The sequence below is a fragment of the Pseudoalteromonas sp. AWH4_217 genome (assembly GCF_056161105.1).
In genome coordinates, this window is the sequence record NZ_JBSWYM010000013.1 from 124,186 (window position 1) to 150,219 (window position 26,034).

General features: G+C 53.1%; 4 protein-coding genes (1 of these 4 only partly in view). All 4 read right to left on the reverse strand.

Annotated elements, in window-relative coordinates; genetic code table 11:
• Tightly spaced (each overlapping or abutting the next), the 4 genes in view from ACXAH1_RS16795 to ACXAH1_RS16810 form a layout consistent with a single transcriptional unit that may run on beyond the window.
• Window positions 1–9,990 (reverse strand): amino acid adenylation domain-containing protein, encoded by a 9,990-nt coding sequence (locus ACXAH1_RS16795; RefSeq protein WP_475198252.1) that lies wholly within the window; start codon window positions 9,988–9,990, stop codon window positions 1–3.
• Entirely contained in the window at window positions 9,990–19,997 is a 10,008-nt protein-coding gene (locus tag ACXAH1_RS16800; RefSeq protein WP_475198253.1) for an amino acid adenylation domain-containing protein, read from the reverse strand. Before ACXAH1_RS16800 ends, ACXAH1_RS16795 begins: the two co-directional genes overlap by 1 nt.
• Window positions 19,997–23,521: a non-ribosomal peptide synthetase gene (locus ACXAH1_RS16805; protein ID WP_475198254.1), complete on the reverse strand. Its 3,525-nt coding sequence runs from the start codon at window positions 23,519–23,521 to the stop codon at window positions 19,997–19,999. The genes ACXAH1_RS16800 and ACXAH1_RS16805 overlap by 1 nt, the downstream gene beginning before the upstream one ends.
• Window positions 23,521–26,034, reverse strand: the final stretch of a protein-coding gene (locus ACXAH1_RS16810; protein WP_475198256.1) for an amino acid adenylation domain-containing protein. It continues 10,497 nt past the right edge of the window; only the last 2,514 of its 13,011 coding nucleotides appear in the window; its start codon lies off the right edge, out of view; the stop codon is at window positions 23,521–23,523. The genes ACXAH1_RS16805 and ACXAH1_RS16810 overlap by 1 nt, the downstream gene beginning before the upstream one ends.

The following is a 26,034-nucleotide window of genomic DNA, read 5'->3' on the forward strand; positions in this document are numbered from 1 at the left end:
TCAGATTTCAAGGACTTCTTCATCCTCATCAATGTCACTGTCATCAAAGGCCGATAGTAAGGCGACTTCGCTATGAATCAGCTCCGCCACCTGGGCAAGATATTGACATTCAAAGACATCCCCAACGCTCAGTTCAACCTGCCAGTGTTTGTTCACCTCACTCAACAGTCGCATCATCAATAGGGAGTGTCCCCCAAGGTCAAAGAAGTTGGCTGACATACTGATATCACCCGCATCCACGCCCAATAAACGTGCCACAATCCCGACCAGCTGTTGCTCCAGTTCGTTTTGCGGTGCAATGTACTCATCAGCCAGAGCTGTCAGCTCGACTTCAGGTAATGCCTTTCTGTCAATTTTGCCGTTCGCGGTAAGTGGCCAGGTATCGACCAGCTTCCAGGCTGAGGGCACCATGTATGGGGGCAGACTTGCTGATACACTTGCCATTAATTGCGCGGTCAACGTGTCTTGATGCGCTTCAGAAACGGGCTCAACATAGGCCACAATAACGCCTTTTTCTTTATTGACAGTCACCAGAGATTGCGCAACCCGCTCATCTGCATTCAGGGCGTTTTCGATCTCGCCCAGCTCCACCCGAAAGCCACGGATCTTGATTTGATCATCAACCCGCCCGACATATTCAATCAGACCTTCAGCGTTAAAGCGCACCAAATCGCCAGTCAGATACAAGTGCGCAGGCTGGCCCAGTTCGGCCGCATACGGGTTATCGATAAACCGTGCTTTACTCAGCTCAGGCTGGTTGAGGTAGCCAAGCGCCAGGCCATCGCCGCCCACACATAACTCACCAACCACAGTGTTAGACACTTTGCGCCCCTGCGGACTCAGGATCAAAATCTGATCGCCCTGCACGCCTCGCCCGATGGGCACACCGGAACTGATATCTTGCTTTGCCGGTACCGGATAGCAGCAGGTAAAGGTGGTGTTTTCGGTCGGGCCGTAGCCATTGATCACAGTCACATTCGGTAGTGCCGCCTGCACAGCCATCACCGCCAGCGGGTTCAGCACATCTCCGCCAGCCAGCACATGCTGTAGCGCCAGTGGCCCGGTACTGAGATCAGTACAGGCCTTGCTCCATTCGGTGAACAACCCGGAGGTTAACCACATGGCGGTAATGCCCCGAGTTTCCAACACTTTGTTGATCCCAGCCAGTGAGAGGTAGGCGTCAGGATAGAGCACACAGCGTCCGCCGTTAAGCAATGGCCCCCAAATTTCCAGAGTTGCCGCATCAAAGGCAATATTGGCGCTTTGTAAAAAGACCGTCTCTGAATTGAGCGTCATAAAGTTCGGATCACACACCAGGCGATTGACAGCCCGGTGCGGGGTCATAACCCCTTTGGGCGTACCAGTGGAGCCCGACGTATAAATAACATAGGCCAGTGACTGCGCCGTCAAACCTTCAGGATAATCCAGGTTTTCGGTACTCAGATCAGTCCAGAGGGCGTTATTCTCATCCAGTGTAACCTTAGCAACCGGGCTAAACGCCAGCACGTCGTGCTCTGCTTTGCCTGTCAACACCACTGACAGCTGGGTATCTTCAAGCATATACGCCAGACGAGATTCAGGATAACTCGGGTCCAGCGGTACGTACGCCCCACCCGCTTTTAAAATAGCCAGGGTTGCCACCAGTAATTCAAGAGAGCGACCCAGACACAGTCCAACTAAGGAACCTGCGCCTATCTGGTATTCGTCACGCAGATACCTGGCCAGCTGGTTGGCTCGCGCGTTTAGCTCACCATAGCTGAGGACCTGTTCGTTGAGCTGCACGGCAACTTGCTGTGGATTTGCCGCAGCTTGTTGCTCAAATAACGTATGAATACACTCAGTTCGCGGATAGTTTGCCGCGCTACTTTGCCATGCACTTTGCTGTGCTTGCTCGGTTGCCGGTAACACGGCCAGCGTGGCAACAGGCTGTGTACTGTTGCTTTCTAATGCCTCCACCAGTGCTTTCAGCGCGGTATCCATTGATGCTGCAATCCGGGTTGCTGCAATACTTTGATCAATCTGGAAATCCAGCGTAAAACTGGCCTGCTCGCCCAGATCATTGACAGACAAATCAAACGGATAGTTGGTTCTCTCTCGGGTACTCAATAGAGTGGCGCTTCCCTCAGGGGTCGGCTGGGACGGCTCGGTGTGGCGATAATTGAGAATGGCACTGAATAAAGGTGTGTTACCACTGATGGCGCTGTGACTTTGCGCTTCGGCCAGCGAGACTTGTTCATAAGGCAGTAACGACTGGAGCGCCTCGTTGACTTCATGGAGCGCCGTCTGTGCCGATTGCTGACCCAGCTTAACTTTTAGCGGTAAGGTATTGATCAGCATACCCATCATACGCTCAATGCCTGGCATAGCGTTCATCCGTCCCGACATCACAGTACCAAATACCACCTCATCGCGGCCCGTACCGGCGCTCAACACCTGTGCCCAGGCCAGATGGAACAGCGCTGCCGGACTGCATTGCAGACGTCTGGACAAAGCGCGGATCTGTTGTGACAACGCCGGGCTTAGCTCAGTTGCGCACTCTGCCACCGCATTTCCGTTGCCAGTCACCTGAGCCAGGCCAAATGGCAGAGTTGGCGTATCGATATCACCAAGCTGAGCAGAGAAAAACTCAGCGGTATTCAGCTTAGCACTTTGTGCCATGGAGCGGGCTATAAACTCACGATAAGGCAAAGGAGCGGGCAAATCAGCCTTGTTCTCGGCACTGAGTTCTGCCAGCAGTATTTCCAGTGACACATGGTCAGTGATCAGGTGGTGAAACTTCAGCAGTGCGTAGACTTTGCCCTGTTGATCCTGCGGTGAAACCATTAACTGGATCAGCGGCGCAGATTCAAGATCAAAGCCATGAGGTGCATTTGCCACATACTCTTCAAATTGTGCTTTCACCCTTGCTGGCTCAAGTGACAACAGCGTCACGGGCAGCTCGACTTCACGCAATACCACCTGCACAGCCTGCTCGCGGCCGCGCCAGAAAATGGCGGTACGCAGCACATCATGACGCTGAATCACAAAGTTCAGCTCATCGATGAGCTGAGCCAGCAGTTGTTCACCATCGAGCTCAAACGCCATAGTACTGACATACGGGTCGTGCTGCTGATTCATGGTATGGACAAACAGCACCCCTTCTTGCAACGGTGCCAGCGGGTACATATCCTGCACATTCGCCGCACCACCGGGTACCTGAGCTATGATGGCATCAATACTGTTCTGTGTTAGCTCAATCAGGGGCAACATCTCAGGTGAGATGGCGTCTGCTCTTGCTGGAATACGGTTTTGCGGCACATTAAATTCAAACTCAACCTGTGGCTGTGCGTCGAGATGCGCGGCCATCGCACTCAGACTGCTGGCCTTAAACAGGGCCTGTGCCTGGCATTGATAGCCTAGCTGTTTCACCCGGGTCAACAGCTGCATCACCAACAAAGAATGGCCACCCAGTGCGAAGAAATTCGCATCACGACTGATTTGCTCAACGGGCAGGTTAAGTACATCAGCCCAGATTGCCGCCAACGTGTGCTCAGTATCGCTCTGCGGCGGCACATAGTCGCCGTTTAAATCTGCCTGCTCCGGTGCAGGCAGCGCCTTGCGGTCAATTTTGCCATTTGGTGTCTGTGGCCACTCATCAATCAGCACAAAGCTGTTTGGTACCATGTACTCGGCCAGTGACTGACTCAGTTTGGTGACAATCGATTCAATCAATGCCTGCTTTGCCGTATCCGGTTGCTCGGTACACGGTTTAACGTAAGCCACCAGACGCTGGTTGCCCTGCGGATCTGACAACGCCATTACCAGTGCCGAATCCACTTCACTATGCTCACCAATATGATATTCAATCTCACCCAGCTCGATGCGCAGACCGCGAATTTTCACCTGATGATCCATCCGACCCATATATTCTATAGTGCCATCGTCACGAAAACGCACCAGATCGCCGGTTTTATAAAGTCGTGCGCTTGGTAACTCATCTTTAAACGGGTTGTCGATAAAACGCTCGGCCGTCAGCTCAGGACGGTTATGATAACCACGCGCCAGACCTTCGCCGCCAATGTGCAATTCACCGCAGGCTCCTTGTGGCAGCAAGTTGAGGGCTTCATCCAAAATCACTAGCTGTATGTTCTGAATCGGTTTACCAATCGGCACACTGCTGCCGTATGGCTGAGTGCAATCCCAGTAACTGACATCGATGGCCGCTTCAGTGGGGCCATACAGATTATGTAGTTGTGCTTTTGGCAAACAGGCTCTGAACTGTTCAACATGGCCTATTTGCAGCGCTTCACCACTACAGAATACCTGATTGATGGAGGTGCAGCGCTCAAGGTTGCCATGCTCTAGCATCACACCCAACATAGAAGGCACAAAGTGCAATTTGGTGATCCCGGCAGCGACAATCAGCTCACTGAGGTATTCCGGCTCTTTATGACCGCCCGGTTTTGCAATCACCAGCTCCGCGCCTTTGAGCATAGGCCAGACGAATTCCCACACGGAGACATCAAAGCTGTAGGGGGTCTTTTGCAGAATTCGGTCGTCCGGGCCACAGCCATATTCGTTGTCCATCCAGTCGATGCGGTTATGCAGTGCCTGATGCTCGACCAGCACGCCTTTTGGCAGCCCGGTGGAGCCCGAAGTGTAAATGGTATAGGCCAGGTTGTGCGCACTCAGACCTATGTCTTTTAGCGCAATATTGGTATCCGGATAGGCGCTAAAATCGAACTCATCCAGACGGGTAATATTGGCTTCGCCAAGGCTGACTCGTCCGGTAACTGCGGTTGTGCTCAGCACTACCGTAGCATTAGCATCCTCCACTAGGTAGTTCAGGCGTGCCGGTGGCAGCTCAGGATCCAATGGCACATAAGCCCCGCCGGCTTTGAGAATACCCCAAATGCCGATCACCATCTCCAGTGAACGCTCAACACATAAGCCCACTAATGAATCCGGTCCGATATTGTGCTCTGCACGCAGATAATGAGCCAGCTGGTTGGCTCTGGCATTTAATTCACCATAGCTCAGAGTCTGCTCGCCGAAGCGCAGCGCAATCTGCTCCGGTGTCGCCGCTGCCTGCTGTTCAAACAGTTCGTGGATACACAGCTCACGCGGATAATCCAGCGCGGTGTCATTCCAGCTGTGCAATTGTTGCGTACGCTCGGCTTCGTCCAGTACACACAGGCTCTGCACCGCTGTATTGCTCTGGCTGTCCAGTAAATCCAGCACCTGAGTCAGGGTCACTTGCAGATACTCGGCAATGCGCGCCGCCGGGGCACGTTTATCTACCTGAAGTTCAAAGCCAAAGCCATCGCCGAAATCATCTACCGAGAGGTTAAACGGATAGTTGGTGCGCTCTTCACTGGCAATCACCTTGAATCCGTCCTCCTGCTCCAGCTGCGACTCTTCCACCGCCGAGTGGCGATAGTTCAGCATCGCGCTGAACAGGGGCAGCTGACCACTTACGCCGCTACAGCGCTGCGCCTCGGCCAGTGACACCTGCTCGTAGGGCATCAAAGCACGCAGGTCGTCGTTAATTTGTGCCAGCAGGCTCATTACATCTTGTTCGCTCAGAGACACCCGCAGCGGCAGCGTATTGATCATCATGCCCATCAGCTGGCTGCTCAGGCCATCGTCGCTCATACGACCCGATAACACAGTACCAAATACCACCTCCGACTGACTGCTACACACGCCCAGCACTTTGGCCCACACCAGATGAAACAGCGCCGCCGGACTACTGTGATACTGGCGGGTCAGGCGGCGAATACGCTGCGCCTGCGCGTCATCCAGGGTGACATGTACGGTCTCAATGCCCGAGCCGTCATTCAGCACATCCGTCAGGCCATAAGGCAAGGTGGGTTCGCTGACATCACCCAGCATTTGGGTAAAGAAGGCTTCGGTGTCCAGACTCGCGGTGCGCGCCAGGGTGCGGCCAACAAATTCCCGATAGGGCACCGGCTCTGCCAGGCTCGCTTCATTGCCATTCAGCAGCGCCGTTAATTCATGGACCAGAATTTCCAGCGACACGTGATCTGAGATCAGGTGATGCTCGCACAGCAGCGCATAATGCTTGCCCTGCGCGGCATCTTCACACACGCTCAGTTGTAAAAGCGGCGCGTTTTCAAGCTCAATCCACAGCGGCTGCCCGGCCACATAAGCGCTGAATGCGCTCCAGACATCGTTTGCCTCACTGAAGTCCAGCTCAGCCACGGGCAATTCCACCTCACGCTGTACCACCTGAAGTGCAGTGGTGCGGTTGCGCCATAAAATCGCGGTGCGCAGTACATCGTGGCGGGCAATGAGGGTATTGAGTGCCCATTTAAAGCGCTCAAGGGACTCCGTGCTGTCGAATTCAAAGGTGGTGCTGGTAACATACGGGTCCTGCCCTTCACTCATGGTGTGTACAAACAGCACGCCTTCTTGCAAAGGTGCCAGCGGGTAGATGTCCTGAATGTTGGCCATGCCACCAGGAATGGTCGCCGCAATATCGGTGAGTTGTTGTTCATCCAGCTCGGTGAGTGTCACCATCTCCGGGGTGATGTGAGTACAGTCCGCCGGAATTAAATTGGCGGGCACACGACTTGATTCCTCATTCCCAAGTGCCCGAACCTGGCGTGCCATGTCCTGTAGCGTGTGTGCTCTGAACAGGGCCTGCACATCAGCCTGATACTGACGTGCACGCAGCTGGCTGACCAGCTGCATAATCAGTAACGAGTGGCCGCCCAGCGCAAAGAAATTAGCGTGGACACCCACCTTAGCGGCGTCGAGCGACAACAGTGAGGCGACAATCTCTACCACCATTTTTTCGGCGTCGGTGTGTGGTGCCTGATAAGGCTGCTCTACCGTTTTCGCCGGCAGGGCCAGCAGTGCACGTTTGTCCAGCTTACCATTGGCGGTCAGCGGCCACTGGTCCACAAAGCTGTAAGCCGAGGGCACCATATAATCCGGCAGGTTGCCGCTCAGATGCTGTTGCAGTGCGTCAATTAAGCTGCTGTCTTGCTCACTCTGTGCCTTCACAAAAGCGCGCAGTACCTTGCCGCCTCTGTTCGTACCATCAAGAGCGCCAGATTCGGCCAGTACCACCGCCGACTCGACCTGCTCATGGCTCATCAGCTGGGTTTCTATCTCCCCCAGCTCGACGCGGAAACCACGGATCTTGACCTGATCGTCGCTGCGTCCGACAAACTCGATTTCGCCGTCTGCGCCCATGCGTACCAGGTCGCCGGTTTTGTATAAACGGGCGCTCAGCGCAGGGTTGGCCGGGTCAAAGTAAGGATTGTCAATAAAGCGCTCGGCGGTGAGTTCGCTTTGATGTAAATAACCACTGGCCAGACACTGACCACTGATATACAGCTCACCCACCACACCCGGCGGGCACAAGGTCAGCTGCTCGCTGAGCACCAGGGTCGCGGTATTCACGTTGGCACGGCCAATGGGCACCGCCCGCGGCTCATCGTAACCACCGCTGATGGCATAGCCGGATGCCGTGACTGTGGTCTCAGTTGGACCATAGGTATTGAGCAGCACAAAGCCCGGTTTAAGCGACGCCACCGACTGTTTATCCAGCGCTTCACCGCCGACAATCACCAGTCGCAGTGCCAGCGCTTCAAGCTCCGCTTCGCTCAGCGCCAGCATATGCCAGAACGCCGTTGGCAGACTGGCCACACTGATAGCATGGCTGTCACAGAAGGCGATGAAGGCCTCGCGGCTCAGCGACACCTCTTCATCGCGCAGCACCAAAGTGGCGCCCTGAGCCAGCGTCGCCAGCCATTCTTCGACGAAAATATCGAAATTCATGGTAGAGAACTGCAACACGTTGTCGGCTTCGGTGATTTCGTAGCGCTGCTCACAGTTAGCGGCAAAGTTGATCAGGTTATGATGGCTTATCATCACGCCCTTGGGATTACCGGTTGAGCCTGAGGTATACATCACATAGGCCAGGCTCTCCGGGCTTAGTGCCACATCCGGGTTGCTGATTGGGTAGCCTGCAAACTGGCTGGCATCATCCAGCAGCACTGGTGTGACGTTAAAATCGCTCAGCATGGCTGCCACTTTTTGCTGGGTCAGCACCACAGACAGACCGGTGTCCTCGACCATATACGCCAGACGTTCCTGCGGGTAATCCGGATCCAGCGGCACATAGGCACCACCGGCTTTGAGGATGGCCAGTACCGCGACCATCATTTCCAGCGAGCGACCAACACACAGGCCGACCAAGGTATTCGGGCCCACCTGATGTTCAGCACGTAAATAGTGCGCCAGCTGGTTGGCGCGCTCGTTCAATTGCTGATAATTCAGTGTGCCCTCATGGCTCTTGACGGCAATACGCGCGTCGCTTTGTGTGGCGCGTGTTTCAATCAGCTGATGTACCGGAGTAGACGGCAAGGACACGCCCGGTCCACACAGTTGTGCAAGATGTGCCTGTTGCTCCTGCTTATCCATCAGGGTCAACTGAGCAAGTGCAGTGCTGGCAGCATGGTCGCTGAACAGTTGCAGTGCGTGGATAAGGTGACGATTCAGAGTTTCAATATAATGGTCTTCAAACAGCGCCAGATCGTAGGTCCAGCGCAGTGTGTAGCCTTCATCCTGTGGGGTAATGTCGATATCTATGTCGTACTTCAGCGACACTATCTCGCGCTCATATTGCGCAAAGCTCAGTCCATCCAGTCCAGCATCGGCCTGATCGCTGACACCAAACTCGCTGTCCATGGACAACATGATCTGAAACAGCGGATCATGCGACAGGCTGCGCTCTACATTTAAGCGCTCTACCAGTTGCTCAAACGGTACATCCTGATTGGCCTGCGCATTGCGATGCACATCGCGTACATGGGCGAAATAGTCTCCCAGCGTGGTATGCCTGGTCTGAGTTCTGAGCACCAGATTATTGACAAAAAAGCCGATCAGCGGCTCCAGTTCACTTTGCATTCGGTTGGCAACCGGCGTACCAATCAGGATATCCTGCTGGTTGCTGTGCTGCGCCAGCACCCAACTCAACGCACTGTGTACCAACATAAAGGGCGACATTTGGTGGCGCTGCGCAACAGCACCCAGCTGCTGACTAAGTGTGCTGTCAAGATTAAAGCTCTGGCACCCCGCAGCACTTTGCTTTTCTTCAGGGCGAGGCTGTTTTAAGGGCAGACTGTGGACAGACGGGGCATCGGCCAGGGTTTCCTGCCAGTATGCCAGCTGAGTTTCCAGTACATTTTCCTGCAACCAGGTTTGCTGCCACAGCGCATAGTCTGCGTACTGGATAGTCAGCTCAGGTAATGGGTTCGTTGCCCCCTGTGCAAAGGCGCGATATAAAGTCAGAAACTCCTGACTGAGTAATTCAATCGACCAGCCATCGGAGGCAATATGATGCATATTGAACAGCAACACCCCTGCTTGTTGCGCAGTGCCAGGGTTGGCCAGCAGAATATAACGCGCCCGCATCATCACATCCTTGGTCAGATCAAACGGGGTATTCAGCTCCTCATCAATCAGGGCTTCGAGCTGCGCCGAACGAGCACTTGCTTCCAGTGTGGTCAAATCGCTGTGGGCGATAGCAAACGTCACCTCGTCACGAATGTGCTGCCGTGCACCGTTTTCACCATCCACAATCACAGTGCGCAGTATTTCATGGCGGCGGATAATGGCCTGACAGGCACGCTCAGCCACCGCCAGATCCAGCTCCCCGGTGACCGTCATCAGAGCTGGCATATTATATTGTGCCGACCCCTGTTGCAGCTGATCGATAAACCATAACCGGTGCTGTGAAAAAGACAGTGGTGCAAACGTCTGATACTGCTCAGTACGCGGCGTAATAGCCTGGCGCTTGGGCTGTGTTTCGCTGTCGCTTAAATAATCCAGTAATTGTGTTTTATTCTCTCTGATCAGTTGCGCAATCTCTGCTGTGACTGCGCCCTTTTCAGCTTCGACTACAAGTGACCCGTCAGAGACACTCACCAAAATCAACTTTTCCTGAAGCAGACTGACTAACTGTTGCGGTTTCATTAAAACACAATCCTTTCTACATTATCTGATTGTTCTAACTTGTCTTTCAGAGCCTGAGCAGCGTGCAGCTCGTCTAACTGCAAGGCTTGTTCAGCCACCGAGGTGTACTTAAATAACTGTTTGATGGTCAGCGCGCAGTCAAACTTGGCCTCAATCTCTTTCATCAGTTTGACGACCAGCAAAGACTGACCACCCAGTGAGAAGAAACTCGCCTGCGTGCTGATATGCGCTTCATCCAGGCCAAGTACCTGTGACCAGATAGTCACCAGAGTCCGCTCGGTGTCGCTGTCAGGCGCAACATATTCACCACCGAGCCCGGCGTGCTCCGGAGCAGGCAGGGCTTTACGATCAATTTTGCCGTTGGGCGTTTGTGGCCATTCTTCCAGCAGCACAAAGCTGGCGGGGATCATATACTCAGCAAGAGACTCACCCAGTTGTGCTTTGATAGAGTCAATAAGTGCTTGCTGTGTATCGTCTGTATCCAGCGAGTGCGGTTTAACATAGCCGACCAGGTGCTGGTTACCCTGTTGGTCATCCAAAGCCATCACCAGAGCAGAGTCCACTTCGCTGTGCTCGCCGATGTGATACTCAATCTCACCAAGCTCAATGCGCAACCCGCGGATCTTCACCTGATGGTCAATACGCCCCATGTATTCAATAATGCCATCAGCGCGATAACGGACCAGATCGCCGGTTTTATACAGACGCTGACTGCTGCCTGCCTGGCTGTCATCGTAAAACGGGTTGGCGATAAAGCGTTCTTCAGTCAGATCAGCGCGATTGTGATATCCACGTGCCAGACCATCACCGCCTATGTGTAACTCGCCACAGGCACCTTTTGGCAACAGGTTCAGCGACTCATCAAGGATGTATAGCTGGATATTCTGGATTGGCCGGCCAATAGGCACATTGCTGCCATGAGGCTGCGCGCAGTCCCAATAGCTGACGTCAATGGCCGCTTCAGTCGGGCCATAGAGGTTATGAAGCTGCGCCGCTGGCAGCATGGTTTGGAACTGCTCAACATGGCTGATCTGCAACGCTTCACCACTACAGAAAACCTGCTGGATTGACGTACAACGGCTCAGGTCACCATGCTCCAGCATGACGCCCAGCATAGACGGCACAAAGTGCAATTTGGTGATGCCTGTCTCAACAATCAGATCGCTCAGGTAGCCCGGGTCTTTGTGGCCGCCCGGCTTGGCAATCACCAGTTCTGCACCTTTGAGCATCGGCCAGACAAATTCCCATACCGACACATCAAAGCTGTACGGCGTTTTCTGTAGTATCTTGTCGTCAGGTCCGCAATGGTATTCATTGTCCATCCAGTCGATGCGGTTATGCAGCGCCTGATGCTCAAGCAGCACACCTTTTGGCATACCCGTAGAGCCCGAGGTGTAAATGGTATAGGCCAGATTTCGGGCGCTCAGACCAATGTCGTTCGGTGCAATATTGGCATCGCTGTAGGCGTGATAATTAAAGCCATCAAGCTCAATAACGCAGGCCCCGCCCAGCATGACACGTGCGGCGACCTCTTGCGTGCTGAGCACGACACTGACATTGGCATCGGCAACCAGATAGTTCAACCTGGCGCTGGGTAACTCAGGATCTAGCGGCACATAAGCTCCGCCGGCTTTCAAAATCCCCCAGATCCCAATGACCATTTCAAATGAACGTTCTACACACAGCCCCACTAAAGTGTCTGGTCCAACGCCGTGTTCATTGCGCAGATAATCTGCAAGCTGGTTCGCTCTGGTATTAAGTTCACGATAGCTCATGGTCTGAGCGCCAAAACGTAAAGCTGTCTGACTGGGCGATTTTACAACCTGCTGCTCAAACAATTCGTGAACACACAGCGCTTGATCATATTCCCGCGCCGTATCATTCCATTGCTGAAGCTGTTCATAACGTTCCTGTTCAGATAGCAGCGGGAGCGTATCCAGCGGATTGGCTAGCTGTGCCTGAGTAAGCCGCGCCAGATATCTGAGCACACCTTGCAGATGTTTATCCAGCGCTGCGATGTGTTGCTCCGTGAACAGAGCACAATCATACAACCAGTTGACGGTCAGTCCGGCCTCATCCAGGTCGATATTAATTTCAATATCAAACTTGGTCGAACAGGCCTGTGGCAGTCTTGGGGTAAACGTCAGTCCTGCCAGTCCCTGCTCTGGTTGCTCTGCCAGGGCAAATTCTGAGTTGGTTGTCAGCATTATCTGGAACACCGGACTGTAAGCCGTTGAACGCGGGATCTGTAAGGCATCAACCAGCTGTTCAAACGGCACATCCTGATGCGATTGTGCACCGATATGAGCGTCTTTCACATGAGCAAGATAGTCACCCAGATTAGAATGCTGGGTGTTCACTCGCAGTACCAGAGTATTGGCAAAGTATCCGATAAGACCGGCCACTTCTGGCTGGGCACGATTCGCCACCGGCGTGCCAATCACAATATCCTGCTGATTACTGTGCCGCGACAAAACATAGGCCAGCGCACTGTGTACCAGCATAAATGGCGTGATCCGTGCCGCTTCAGCAAACGCTTTGAGACCCTGACTCAGCGAGCCTGGCAATAGACTGGTGAAGCCATTGGCATTGAATGCTTTTTCTTCCGGACGAGCTTTATCCAGTTGCAGACCATGCACCGCCGGCGCATCAGCCAATGTCTCACGCCAGTAATTGAGTTGTGTTTCCAGCGCTTTTGCTCCCCCTTGTGCCTGACTCAGCCAGTCGCGTTGCCACAAGGCATAATCGGCATACTGGATAGCTAAAGGCGATAAGGCAGCCTCGGTGCCCTGAGTGGCTGCTTCGTACAGCGCCATAAACTCGTTCGACATCAGCTCAACTGACCAGCCATCCGAGGCAATATGGTGCATATTGAACGCCAGCACACCACGCTGCGCCTCGCCCTGATCGGCATAGTTCAGCAAAATATACTGAGCACGCAGCATCAGGTCGCTGTTCAGCTTAAAAGGTGTTAACGCATCTTCTTTGAGCAACTGACTGAGGCGGTCTGCTTTGGTGTGCTCATTCAGGTCGCTTAAGTCATGCAGGGTCAGCGTCAACTGCGCCTTACTGCGGATCAGCTGGACAGGCTCGGCATCCTGCTCCAGATACACGGTGCGTAACGCTTCATGTCGAGCAATCAGGCGATTTAACGCGGCTTGTGCCGCATCCAGGTCTAATACGCCATCAACATCAAACGCCACCGGCATATTGTACTCGGCGCTACTGCCATTGAGTTTATCGATAAACCACAGACGCTGCTGAGCAAACGATAACGGCAGACGGGCATTTGCCTCACGAGGTTGCGCGACAATGGATGGCAGCACCTCAGTATCGGCCTGCTGCGCGACCCGCTGCGCTAGCTGTGCAATGGTGGTGGCCGCAAAGATATCCTTCACGCTCAGCTCACAGTTGAGCTGCTCGCGGATCCCTGCAAGCAACCTCATCAGCAATAAGGAATGTCCACCCAGTTCAAAGAAATTTACCTCGACGCTAACCTGACTGTGCTCAAGCTTAAGCAACTCGGCCCAGATCCCAACCAGGGTGTACTCGGTATCATTACGCGGGGCAACATACGCTTGCTGCGCAAGTCCGCTATCTGGCGCAGGCAAGGCGCGCCTGTCGACCTTGCCATTGGCTGTCAGCGGCCATTGCTGCACAGTGACGATAGCGCCTGGTAGCATGTATGCCGGTAACTGCTCACCAAGCGCCTCTTTTAAATGGCTCAGCCAGTGCTCATCAGCACTGTCCTGCGCACTTTTGACATAGGCAACCAGTTGCAGTGTGCCATCCACAGCAGGTACAGCCAGTACCAGGGCTGAGTCAACCAAAGCCAGCTCGGCGATACGGTTTTCAACTTCGCCCAGTTCAATGCGGTGACCGCGAATTTTCACCTGGTCATCCTGACGGCCCAGATAATGCAGCTCGCCCTGCTCGTCATAACGGGCCAAATCGCCAGCACGATACAAGCGTTCACCCAGCCAGGGATAGCGTCCCCTGTCGAATGGGTTGTCAATAAAACGTTCTGCACTGAGTGCTTCGCGGTTCAGATAGCCCAGTGCCAGGCCTGACCCGCCGACATAGATTTCGCCCGCACACCCTTTAGGTACCAGCTTTAACGCGTCGTCCAGCAATACAATATGCTGATCGCGCAGCGGTCTGCCGATATTGATTTGCGCACCTGGCTCAATGCGTTTATAGGTCACATGTACTGTGGTTTCTGTGATCCCATACATGTTGATCAGCTCAGTTTGCTGCTGTGCAAAATGCGTCCACCACTGGGTAACGTGACTTGGCGTAAGCCCTTCCCCACCAAATACGATGCTACGCAATGAGGATAGCGCCTGCCGGGCCGTAACCAGATATTCGGTGAGCTGTTTAAAGGCACTCGGCGTCTGGTTAAGAATAGTCAGTGCGTTGCGCTGACACAGTTTTACGAACAACTGACTGTCTTTGACTTCATCCAGGCTCGGCATCAGCAGTTTGCCGCCAAACAACAAGGCGCCCCAGATCTCCCAGACACTGAAATCGAAGGCAAAGGAGTGGAACACACACCAGCAATCGTCTTCACTGAAGTTAAAATCGGGCTGAGTCACATCAAACAGACGGACCACATTACGGTGGGTTTGCAGCACCCCTTTTGGTTTGCCCGTGGAGCCTGAGGTGTAAATGACATATGCCAGATTGTCTGATGTATGCGCTGCCAGCTGCACATTATCGGTGCTGTAGCTGGTTAGTGTCAGCTGATTAAGGTCGACAACAGGCGTGTCTTGTATCGCTAACCCATCAGCCACCTGATCTTCACTCAGTACCAGTGCCACGCCCGCATCCTGACAGATAAAATCGAGACGCTCTTGCGGGTAATTTGGATCAAGCGGCACATAAGCACCACCGGCTTTAAGTATTGCCAGTATGCCCACAATCATATTAACGCCGCGACCCACACACAGGCCTACCAGAGTATCCGGGCGAATATCGTGTGCGTCAATCAGGTAGTGTGCCAGTGCGTTCGCCCGCGCGTTCAGTTCATGATAGGTCAGCGACTCTTGTTGGTACACCAGTGCAGTGCGCTCGCCAACTCTGGCCACCTGACGCTCGAATCGGGCCTGAATGCTGCTTACACTATCTATACTTACCACTTCGCCGACATTCGCCTGCATCAGGGCATCCTGCTGTGTCTCAGTCAGTACCGCCAGCTGTGCCACAGGTGTATCTGATTCATGATTCAGTGCACTCAGTAACTGTTCGATGGCGCATGTGACATAGTCTCCCACCGCGTTAATGTCGACAGAGCGTTCAACCTGCAGATTGAAAGAAAAACCCTCACCCCAGTCATCAACACATAAGTTAAATGGATAGTTAGTGCGCTCTCTGGCGGCTGTGGCCTGCGCGCCGCCTTGCGCTGACGCTTCAGCCAGACGGGAGTGACGATAATTGAAAATGGCGCTGAATAACGGCGTTTGTGTGCTGACACCGCTGCATGCCTGCGCTTCAGTCAGCGATGCCTGCTCGTAAGGCATTAACCCGAGCAGAGACTTATCGACCTGCTGTAACAGCGCTGCTGCCGTTTTGTCTGCCAGATTAACACGCAGAGGCAAGGTATTGATCATCATGCCCATCATCTGCTCTATGCCCTGCTGAGCGCTCATTCTGCCCGATAACACAGTACCAAATACCACATCCCGGCTCTGACTACAGGCCGATACCACCATGGCCCAGGCCAGATGGAAAAATGCCGCCGGGCTCATGCCACGCTGTTGCATCTGGGTGCGGATCTGTTGCGATTGCTCCAGAGTCAGCTCAACATGCAAATCGTTACAATGCAGCTCATCGGCTTGGGTGCTGTCCAGCCCAAACGGATGGCAGGGCGTGTCGATATCACCCAGTTGCTCGGTAAAATAGTCACGGGTATTGAGCTGCCCGGCATTGTGCAGTGTTTGAGCAATAAATTGTCGATACGCCAAAGGTTCTGGCAATTGCCGGAAGGCTTGCTCATCCATTGCCAGCTCAGTCATAATCATTTCAACTGAGATATGATCGAGCAAAATGTGGTGCTCTTTAAGCACGCCACAGTATTTATCTGTGACGGGGTCGTGGGCCAGCTCCAGTTGCACCAAAGGCGCCAGCTCCAGATCCATACGATGTATGCCCTGTGTAACGTAAGCGTCGAGTTTTTGTCTGGCATCTTGCTGACCAGAGAACGACAACCAGGTTGGCAGCAATTCACAATGGCGCAATACCAGCTGTAAAGGGGCTTGACGCTCGCGCCACGCGACCAATGTACGCAGCACATCATAGCGTGCAATGATCTGATTGAAACGTGTGACAAACCGGTCAATTTCATCTTTGCAGCCAAACTCCAATGTGATGGTGGTCACATAAGGGTCGGTTTTTTCCGTCGCGCTATGAACCAGGAAAATACTCTCCTGCAAAGGAGCCAGCGGATAGATATCCGCGATGTTAGCTGCTCCGCCGGGAACACGTTGTGCCAGCGAATCCAGCTCGCTCTGAGTCATCGAGGCCAGCGTTACCATGTCCGGGGTGATCAGTGTGCATTGCGCCGGGATACCATTTTGCGGCAGTTCAGGGGCGCTCTGCTGTGTGCCATCCGTAATGGTTTTGGCCATTTCGCCCAACACCCGGGCATTAAACAGCGCCTGTACCGAGGTGCTCCAGCCTTGCTTTTTCAACCTGCTGACCAGCTCCATCACCATCAGTGAATGCCCGCCTAGCTCAAAGAAGTTGGCGGCCATGCTGACTTCGGCAAGCTCAAGGGTTAACAGCTCAGCACATAACTCGGCCAACACCTTTTCCTGCTCGGTGACGGGGGCCACATATGCCACTTCATAACCGAGACTTTGCGGCACTGGCAGCGCTTTACGATCTATTTTACCGTTGGGCGTTTGTGGCCACTCGTTTAACAATACGAAATTTGCCGGGATCATATAATCGGCCAGCGATTCACCCAGCTGTTCCTGCACGGAAGCGATCAGCGCCTGCTGTGTGTCTTCAGTCAATTCAATGGACGGCTTAACATAGGCAACCAGTCTCTGATTACCTTTATCATCCTTCATTGCCAGGACCAGGGCTGAATCGACCTGTGCGTGCTCACCAATGTGGTATTCGATTTCACCCAACTCGATGCGCTGCCCCCGGATCTTGACCTGATGATCCAGCCGCCCCATATATTCAATGTTGCCGTCTTCACGAAAACGCACCAGGTCGCCGGTCTTATACAGACGTTTACCAGGGCTTTGCGGATAAATTGGATTAGCGATAAAGCGCTCTTCGGTCAACTCAGGACGGTTATGATAGCCCCTTGCCAGGCCATCACCACCAATGTGTAACTCGCCGCAGGCGCCTTGTGGCAATAGATTAAGCCCATCGTCCAGTATGTATAGCTGAATATTCTGGATGGGCTTACCGATAGGAATGCTGCTGCCATGAGGCAAAGCACAATCCCAGTAGCTGACATCGATGGCTGCTTCCGTCGGACCATAGAGGTTGTGCAGCTGCGCCTCGGGCAGCCGGACTTTAAACTGCTCTACATGGCTTACCTGCAGGGCCTCTCCACTACAGAACACCTGCCTGATAGTACTGCACCTGGCCAGGTCGCCATGCTCCAGCATCACACCCAGCATAGAGGGAACAAAGTGCAATTTAGTTACACCCGTTTTCTCAATCAGCTCGCTCAGATAAGCGGGGTCTTTGTGTCCGCCCGGTTTAGCGATAACCAGCTCGGCCCCTTTGAGCATAGGCCAGACGAATTCCCATACCGAAACATCAAAACTGTAGGGCGTTTTTTGTAAGATTTTATCCTGTGGCTCACACCCGTATTCATTGTCCATCCAGTCGATGCGGTTATGCAGCGCCTGATGTTCCAGCAACACACCTTTGGGTTTACCTGTGGAGCCCGAAGTATAAATAGCATAGGCAAGATGATTGGCTGTCAGGCCGATGTCGCTCACCGCAATATTCGAACCCGAGTATGCAGCAAAGTCGAAGTTGTCCAGTGCAATGACCGCCGCATCGCCCAGTAACACCTGTTCAATCACCCTTTGTGTACTCAACACCACATTGGCGCAGGCATCTTCAATTAAATAATTCAGCCGACCTGATGGCAGTTCCGGGTCCAGTGGCACATACGCACCACCGGCCTTCAAAATACCCCAGATGCCAATCACCATCTCAAATGAGCGCTCGGTGCACAAGCCAACCAGAGTATCAGGGCCGATGTTATACTCAGTACGCAGATAATGCGCCAATTGGTTGGCTTTGGTATTGAGCGCCTCATAGCTCATGGTGCGCCCGTCAAAGCGCAGGGCAATAGCATCCGGTGTAGCTTTGGCTTGCTGTTCAAACAGTTCGTGCACACAGCGCTCGCGTGAGTAATCCAGCGCCGTGTCATTCCAATCCAGCAGCTGTTGTTGACGCTCAGTGTCGGACAGTAGTTTCAACGTATTAGGCTTGGCTAATAACTCAGCTGGGGTCAATGCTGCCAGTTGCGCAAGTACGGTGTTTAAGTGGTTAGCAATAGCGCTGACACGTTGTGCACGGAACAAAGCGGTATCATAGGTGATTTCTATCGCCACGCCCTGCTCGTTTAGTGCAACTTCGATTTCCAGATCAAACTTAGTCGTCACACTGCTGGCAGGACGTTGTGAAATGCGCAAGCCATCCAGTGCTAATTGCTGATCTCTGACACCATAATCAGAATTGGTGGTCAGCATGATCTGAAACAGCGGCGCATGGGCGCCGCTACGGGGAACGTTGAGCTTTTCGACCAACTGCTCAAAAGGCACATCCTGATTGGCCTGAGCGCCTAGGTGTACCGATTTCACATGAGCAAAATAATCGCCAATACTGTGCTGCCCGGTGTTGACTCGCAGTACCAGGGTATTAGCAAAGTAACCAATCAAGCCCTCTAACTCTGCGTGTCCCCGGTTGGCGATGGGCGTGCCTATGACAATATCATTGCTGTTGCTGTGCCGTGATAATACATAGGCCAGTGCACTGTGGATGAGCATAAAGGGCGTGAGCTGATGCTGTCGGGCTAAGTTTTGCAGCGCTTGTGCCTCAGCGGCTCCCAGCTCACTGCGTACCAGATCACCGTGCAGCTGCTTAGTGGCCGGCCGTTCAAAATCTGGCATGATCCCGTGTACCGCGGGTGCACCGGCTAAACTTTGTTGCCAGTATGACAGCTGCTCAGCGAGCGCTTGCGGGGTCAGGGTCTCACGCTGCCAGTGCGCATAATCAATATACTGCAATGGCAAAGGTGCCCAGCTGGCGACCTGTCCGCTCACTCTGGCCTGATACGCCTGAACGAACTCACCGGTCAGAATTTCCATCGACCAGCCATCCGATACAATATGATGCATATTCAGTAGTAACACGCCCTGCTGGGTGCCATCATTGTGCTGGTGAGTACACAGGTAGGTCACTCTGAACAGAACATCTTTAGTTAAATCAAACGGTTTGAGGGTATCGCGTTCTACGTGTACAGCCACCTCTGTAGCCTGGTCGTCGCTATTGCTCAAATCAATTTGCTGAATATTAAGCGCCACATCATCACGGATAGTCTGTTCAGGTCCATCCTCAGAATCACAGTAACCGGAGCGCAAAATAGTGTGGCGCGCCATTATGTCGTTGAATGCATCCTCTACGGCCGCTAAATCCACACGACCCTGCACATCCAGTACAAGGGGGATATTGTACTCAGCCGATGGCCCTCGCAGTTGCTCTAAGAACCACAGGCGCTGCTGCGAAAAAGACAAAACGCTTTGCGTTAACCCCAGAGCGGGGATCGCGTCCCCGGATTGGCTCAACGCATTTGCTTTTGTTGCCTGCTGACTCAACAGCTCAATAAGCTGAGTTTTGTTTTCCTTGAGTGCGCTTCTCAGCTCATCAGTCATACTGCCTTTTGCTGCTTTAAACTTGAGTTTGCCCTGCTCGACATACAGATGAACGCCCTGTGATATCGCTAACTCGAAAGCCTGATGTACATTCATTAAATCTCACCATCCTCAACTAAATCCTGATCGCAGATACTGTCTGCCGCCCGTGTATTGAGCTGTTGCATTCGCAACAAGTCGATGTGCTGGGCCAGCTGGGCCAGCGACTGCGCCGTAAAAATGTCCTGCATGTCTATCTGTTGTAGCTGTAATTCCGGGTCCGAGGTGATAGCTCTGACCAGCTTACTAACCAGCAGGGAGTGACCACCCAGCGCAAAAAAGTTGGCCGAGGTGCTTATTTCACTTTCCTGCAAATGCAGTAATTGCGCCCAGATGGCAACCAGGCGTTGTTCGCTGTGTGTTTCAGGCGCAATATATTCACCTTCAACGGCGGCCAGGTCCGGCTCGGGCAGCGCCCGTTTATCAATCTTGCCATTACTGGTCAAAGGCCACTGCGATACTGGCACAAACATCCCGGGTACCATGTAATCAGGGAGCCTGTCTGCCAGTTCTGTTTTGATCCGCTGGATCACTACCATATCGTCATTAATATTTTCATGGCCAGAGGCAGTATTAACAGCGGTTTGGTCACTAAGCTGCACATAGGCCACTAAGTGTTTGGCACCCGTTGCACTGGTCGCAACAGTGACCACCGCAGCATCCACATCAAGGCACTCACTCAGTAAGCCTTCTATTTCACTAACTTCGATTCTGAAGCCCCGGATCTTGACCTGCTGGTCGATACGACCCAAATATTCCAGCTCGCCATCGGGTAAATAGCGGACCAGATCCCCTGTTTTATACAAGGTTTCGGTTACACATTTATTGTGGCCATCGAAATAAGGGTTCGGCACAAACCGCTCTGCGGTTTGCTCAGGTAGCTGGTGATAGCCCCGCGCCAGACCAACGCCACTGATATGCAACTCGCCCACCACACCCGGTGACAACAAGGCCTGATTACTGTCTAGCACAAAGGCACTGGTATTTTTCAGGGGCTTACCTATGGTGACTTTCTGTCCGGGACGCAATTCAGCCCAGGTTGCGCAGATAGAGATCTCAGTCGGGCCGTAGGCATTGACCATCCGGTAGGTACCCCCCCACTGCTCCACCACTTCCTGATCGCAGGCCTCACCGCCTACGGCCAGCGCTTTAAGCGCTAAGTCATCACGAAACTCCATCATGGCCAGGAACGCCGGTGGCAAGAGCACATGGGTAATGGCTTCACTGTGCAGCAGCTGACCTATACTCTCCGGAGACAAACGCTGAACGCTGTCGGCAATTACCAGAGTGGCGCCGCTCAGCAACGCCATCACATATTCCCAGGTCCCTGCATCAAAGCTCATAGAGGCGAAGTGCAAGACCTTGCTTTGCTCATCGACTTTCAAATAATGGCGGTGGTTAAATGCAATATTCACTATCCCTTTGTGTTCAAGCAGCACGCCCTTTGGCTTGCCGGTTGAACCTGAGGTGTAAATGGCATAGGCCAGGTTTGACGACGTCAGCCCCGTTACCAGCTCGCTTGGGTTGTGGGTGGGGTAATCGACAAAGGTCTGTACTACTTGCTCATTACCCAGGCCATCAATGCAGACGCTGTGATAATCGGTTAAGTCAAGCTGCTCAATAATAAAGTGGGTTGAAAGGATGATTTTAACGCCGGAGTTTTCCATCATATAGGTGACACGCTGACGCGGATATGCCGGATCCAGTGGTACGTATGCCGCACCGGCTTTGAGGATGGCCAGAGTACCTATGATCATTTCCAGCGAGCGCTCAACACATAAGCCGATAAAGGTATCCGGCGTCACCTGATATTCACGAGTCAGGAAGTGCGCCAGCTGATTGGCACGCTCATTCAGTTCGCGATAAGTCAGCTGTTTATTGCCGAACTTAACGGCAAGCTGATCCGGGGTTTGCAGCGCCTGCTCTTCAAACACCTGATGAATGCACTTATCGACTGGATAATCCGCAGCATTGTTATTCAGACCATCGATCAGATAGGATTCGAGCTTGTCACCCAGAATAGACAGACGATTCAAAGGCAAGGTGCTACGTGTCTGAGCGCTCATATCCGCCAACGCTATCAAGGCATTATTAAAGTGTTCACTTAGCTGCTCTACAAATTCAGCGCCGAACAAGGCCACGTCGTAGTTCCAGATGGTCTCAATCTGCTTATCGCTAATATTCAGCGCAATTTCCATATCGAATTTGATGGCCGGATGACTGCCCTGAAGCGGAGACAGGCTCAAGTCTGGCAGATTCAGTAAAGATGATTCATCGGCGCCGTCGGTAAACTTGTCATTGGTGGTCAGCATGATCTGCACCAAAGGTGTATAAGACGAAGTACGTGGCAGATTCAGGGCATCAATGAGCTGCTCAAAAGGCACGTCCTGATTGACCTGGGCGTTCATATGCACCTGACGAACATGAGCAAAGTACTCGGCCAGAGTGCTGTGACAGGTGTTCAGGCGCAGTGCCAGGGTATTGACAAAACAACCAATCAACGGGCTCAGAGCCTCATCGGCGCGGTTTGCCACCGGCGTGCCAATGACAATGTCTGACTGGTTGCTGTGACGACTAAGTACTACACCCAAAACAGCGTGCATCAACATAAACGGGCTCAGATGAGCCTGTCTGGCCACCTCGCCCAGTTGCTGTGCTACATACGCAGGCAAGGTGGCAGTGACATGTGCCCCCTGTGTTTGTTTTACTTCCGGGCGATGATGCTGGGTCGGCAGGCTGTGTGCCAGCGGTGCATCTTCCAGCGCCTGCTGCCAGTATGTCAGTTGCTTCTCAAATTCGCCGCCCTGCATTTTGTCTCTTTGCCACACGGCAAAGTCGGCGTATTGCAGTGCCAGTTCAGGTAACGGGTTTACCTGCTCAGCTGAATAGGCCCGATACAGAGTCACAAACTCATTGATCAATACATCCATAGACCAGCCGTCAGAAGCAATGTGGTGCAGCGTCAGCAACAACACGCCTTGCTGAGTATGGCCGGTTCCCTGAAGCTTAAGATACTGACCGCGGATCGAAAGTTGTTGGGTCAAATCAAATGGACGCTGTGCCTCTTCAAGCAGACACTGAGACAACTGTGCCTGCTGTTGCTCACCTTCACAGTCACTGAGATCGACAAAGCTCAGAGTAACATCACTGTCTTGCAAAACATGCTGACGCACTTCATCATCCAGCTCACGATAAACGGTGCGCAGGATCTGATGGCGTGCCACGATAGTGCTGAGCACCTTTTCAACCAAAGTCAGTTCCAGTGCGCCTTCAACATTCAGCGCAACAGGCATATTGTATTGACTTTGACCTGATTGCATTTGCTCCAGCAGCCAGAAGCGCTGCTGAGTATAAGAGAGGACGCAGCCATCCGGATAGTGTCCGGGTTGCGGCCTTTGCGACTCGCTGTCTGCGCTTTGTGCATGAGACAGAAATGCGATGATTTCGGCCTTATTTGCTATGATGTCCTGCTTCAGTGTGGCCGGAAATTCGCTCACAGTCAGGTCAAAATGTAGCGCGCCCTCTTTGGCATACAGATAAACGCCTTGGTCTGCTGCCGATTTAACTAATTGTGCAATCATTATAGTGTTCCACTCATCATTACCGATTCATTGGCTTTTTTGTCTTCGAGATATTTTTGGGCCTGCTTGCTCTCAATTACCTGTGAAAGGACCGCTAATTCTGCAGCTTCGTAAATTTCCCGTAATGTCAGCTCTATTTCGAACTGGGTTTTAATCGCCCCCGCCAGCTTGATTAGATACAGAGAGTGCCCGCCCAACTCGAAGAAGTTAGCGCTGGTACTTATCTGCTCTCGGTCCAGGCCAAGCAACTCAGCCCAGATTGCCACCAGAGCATGCTCTGTGTCGCTTTGTGGTGCAATGTACTCTTGTCCTGCCAGCATACCTTGCGGCACTGGCAGGGCTTTTTTATCTATTTTTCCGTTTGGCGTCAGCGGCCATTCGTCTATCAGCACAAACTGGCCCGGGATCATATGTGCCGGTAACTCACATTCCAGCGTATTCTTAACATCACTCAACCAGGCTTGCTGCTGTGTTACCTCCTTTGTCTCACGCGTGAGACAAGGCTGCAGATACGCCACCAAATATTGTCCGCCACCTGTGTGTTCCTGGGCCATCACTAAAGACGTCACCACTTCGGGATGGTTATTGAGCCGGTGTTCAATTTCACCCAACTCTATCCTGAAGCCCCGGATCTTGACCTGATCATCTATCCGGCCAATAAATTCTATACGACCATCTTCGCGATAACGGACCAAATCACCAGTGCGATATAAGCGCTTGCTGTTATTAACACCCGCCGCTTCATAGTAAGGGTTGTCGATAAAGCGCTCGGCCGTCAGTTCAGGACGGTTCAAATACCCTCGCGCGACACCGGCACCACCCAGATAAAGCTCACCCACACTGCCAGTAGGTAACAGTTCTTGTGCGCAGCCAAGTACATACGCCTGACTGTTTGCAATCACCCGACCAATATCCGGCACCTGACTCAAGGCAGATGTAAAACGCGCCGCCGTCGAATAAGTGGTGTCTTCCGACGGACCATAGAGGTTGCATACGGCAACCCCCGGACACGCTTCTAAAATCTGATTCACCTGTTGCGCGGTCAGTGGCTCACCCGCCAGGTTAATCACTTTAACCCCTTGCGGCACCGCCCCCACTTCCAGCAAGGCTTTCATTGCCGACGGCACAGTGTTGATCATGCTGATATCAAGCTGCTGTTCGGCCAGTGCCATGGCATTGTTCACTATCACGCTTTGATAACCAAAGCACAGCGGTAAGAACAGCTCATAAATCGACAAGTCAAAGTTCAGTGACGTCGATGCCAGCACTTTATCCAGCTCTGCATCGCTGTATGCCTGTTTCGCCCACTGCAACATAGCCACTGTATTGCGATGCTCAATCATCACGCCTTTTGGTTTACCCGTCGACCCTGAGGTGTAGATCAGATAAGCCAGGCTCTGGGCACACACACCCGTTTCTGCTCGCGTTAAATCGTGTGCAGGATAAGCCGAAATTATGTCGTGATTATGAGACTCTGGTGCGTCCAGTAAAACGATGTTAGCATACCCCAGCGTTACCTCTTCTGCAACATTCTGTTGACTTAATACAACATTTAGACTGGCATCCTCAATCAGATAGGCCAGGCGCGATTGCGGGTAGTTAGGATCCAGCGGCACATAAGCCCCGCCGGCTTTGAGAATGCCCCAAATCCCGATCACCATTTCCAGCGAGCGCTCAACACATAAACCCACTAACGAATCCGGCCCGATATTGTGCTCTGCACGCAGATAATGGGCCAGCTGGTTGGCTTTGGCATTGAGTTCACCATAACTCAGGGTCTGCTCACCAAAGCGCAGGGCAACCTGCTCCGGCGTCGCCGCTGCCTGCTGTTCAAACAGCTCGTGGATACACAGCTCACGCGGGTAATCCAGCGCGGTGTCATTCCAGCTGTGCAATTGTTGCGTACGCTCGGTCTCATCCAGTACACACAGGCTTTGCACAACTGTGCTGCTCTGGCTGTCCAGTAAATCCAGCACCTGAGTCAGGGTCACTTGCAGGTACTGTGCTATGCGCGCCGCCGGGGCGCGTTTATCTACCTGAAGCTCAAAGCCAAAGCCATCACCGAAATCATCCACCGAGAGGTTAAACGGATAGTTGGTGCGCTCTTCACTGGCAATCACCTTGAATCCGGCATCCTGTTCCAGCTGTGTCTCCTCTGTTGCCGAGTGGCGATAGTTCAGCATCGCGCTGAACAGGGGGAGCTGACCACTTACGCAGCTGCAGCGCTGCGCCTCGGCCAGTGACACCTGCTCGTAGGGCATCAAGGCACGCAGGTCGTCGTTAATTTGTGCCAGCAGACTCATTGTATCCTGCTCGCGCAGCGACACCCGCAGCGGCAGGGTGTTGATCATCATCCCCATCAGCTGGCTGCTCAGACCATCATCGCTCATTCGACCCGATAACACAGTACCAAATACCACCTCCGACTGACCGCTACACACGCCCAGCACTTTGGCCCACACCAGATGAAACAGCGCCGCCGGACTACTGTGATACTGGCGGGTCAGACGGCG

What these genes read in the sequence shown, in the direction of transcription:
- ACXAH1_RS16795 (WP_475198252.1), bottom strand. Translation starts at nt 9,990, where the DNA reads ATGAAACCGCAACAGTTAGTCAGTCTGCTTCAGGAAAAGTTGATTTTG.
- ACXAH1_RS16800 (WP_475198253.1), bottom strand. Translation starts at nt 19,997, where the DNA reads ATGAATGTACATCAGGCTTTCGAGTTAGCGATATCACAGGGCGTTCAT.
- ACXAH1_RS16805 (WP_475198254.1), bottom strand. Translation starts at nt 23,521, where the DNA reads ATGATTGCACAATTAGTTAAATCGGCAGCAGACCAAGGCGTTTATCTG.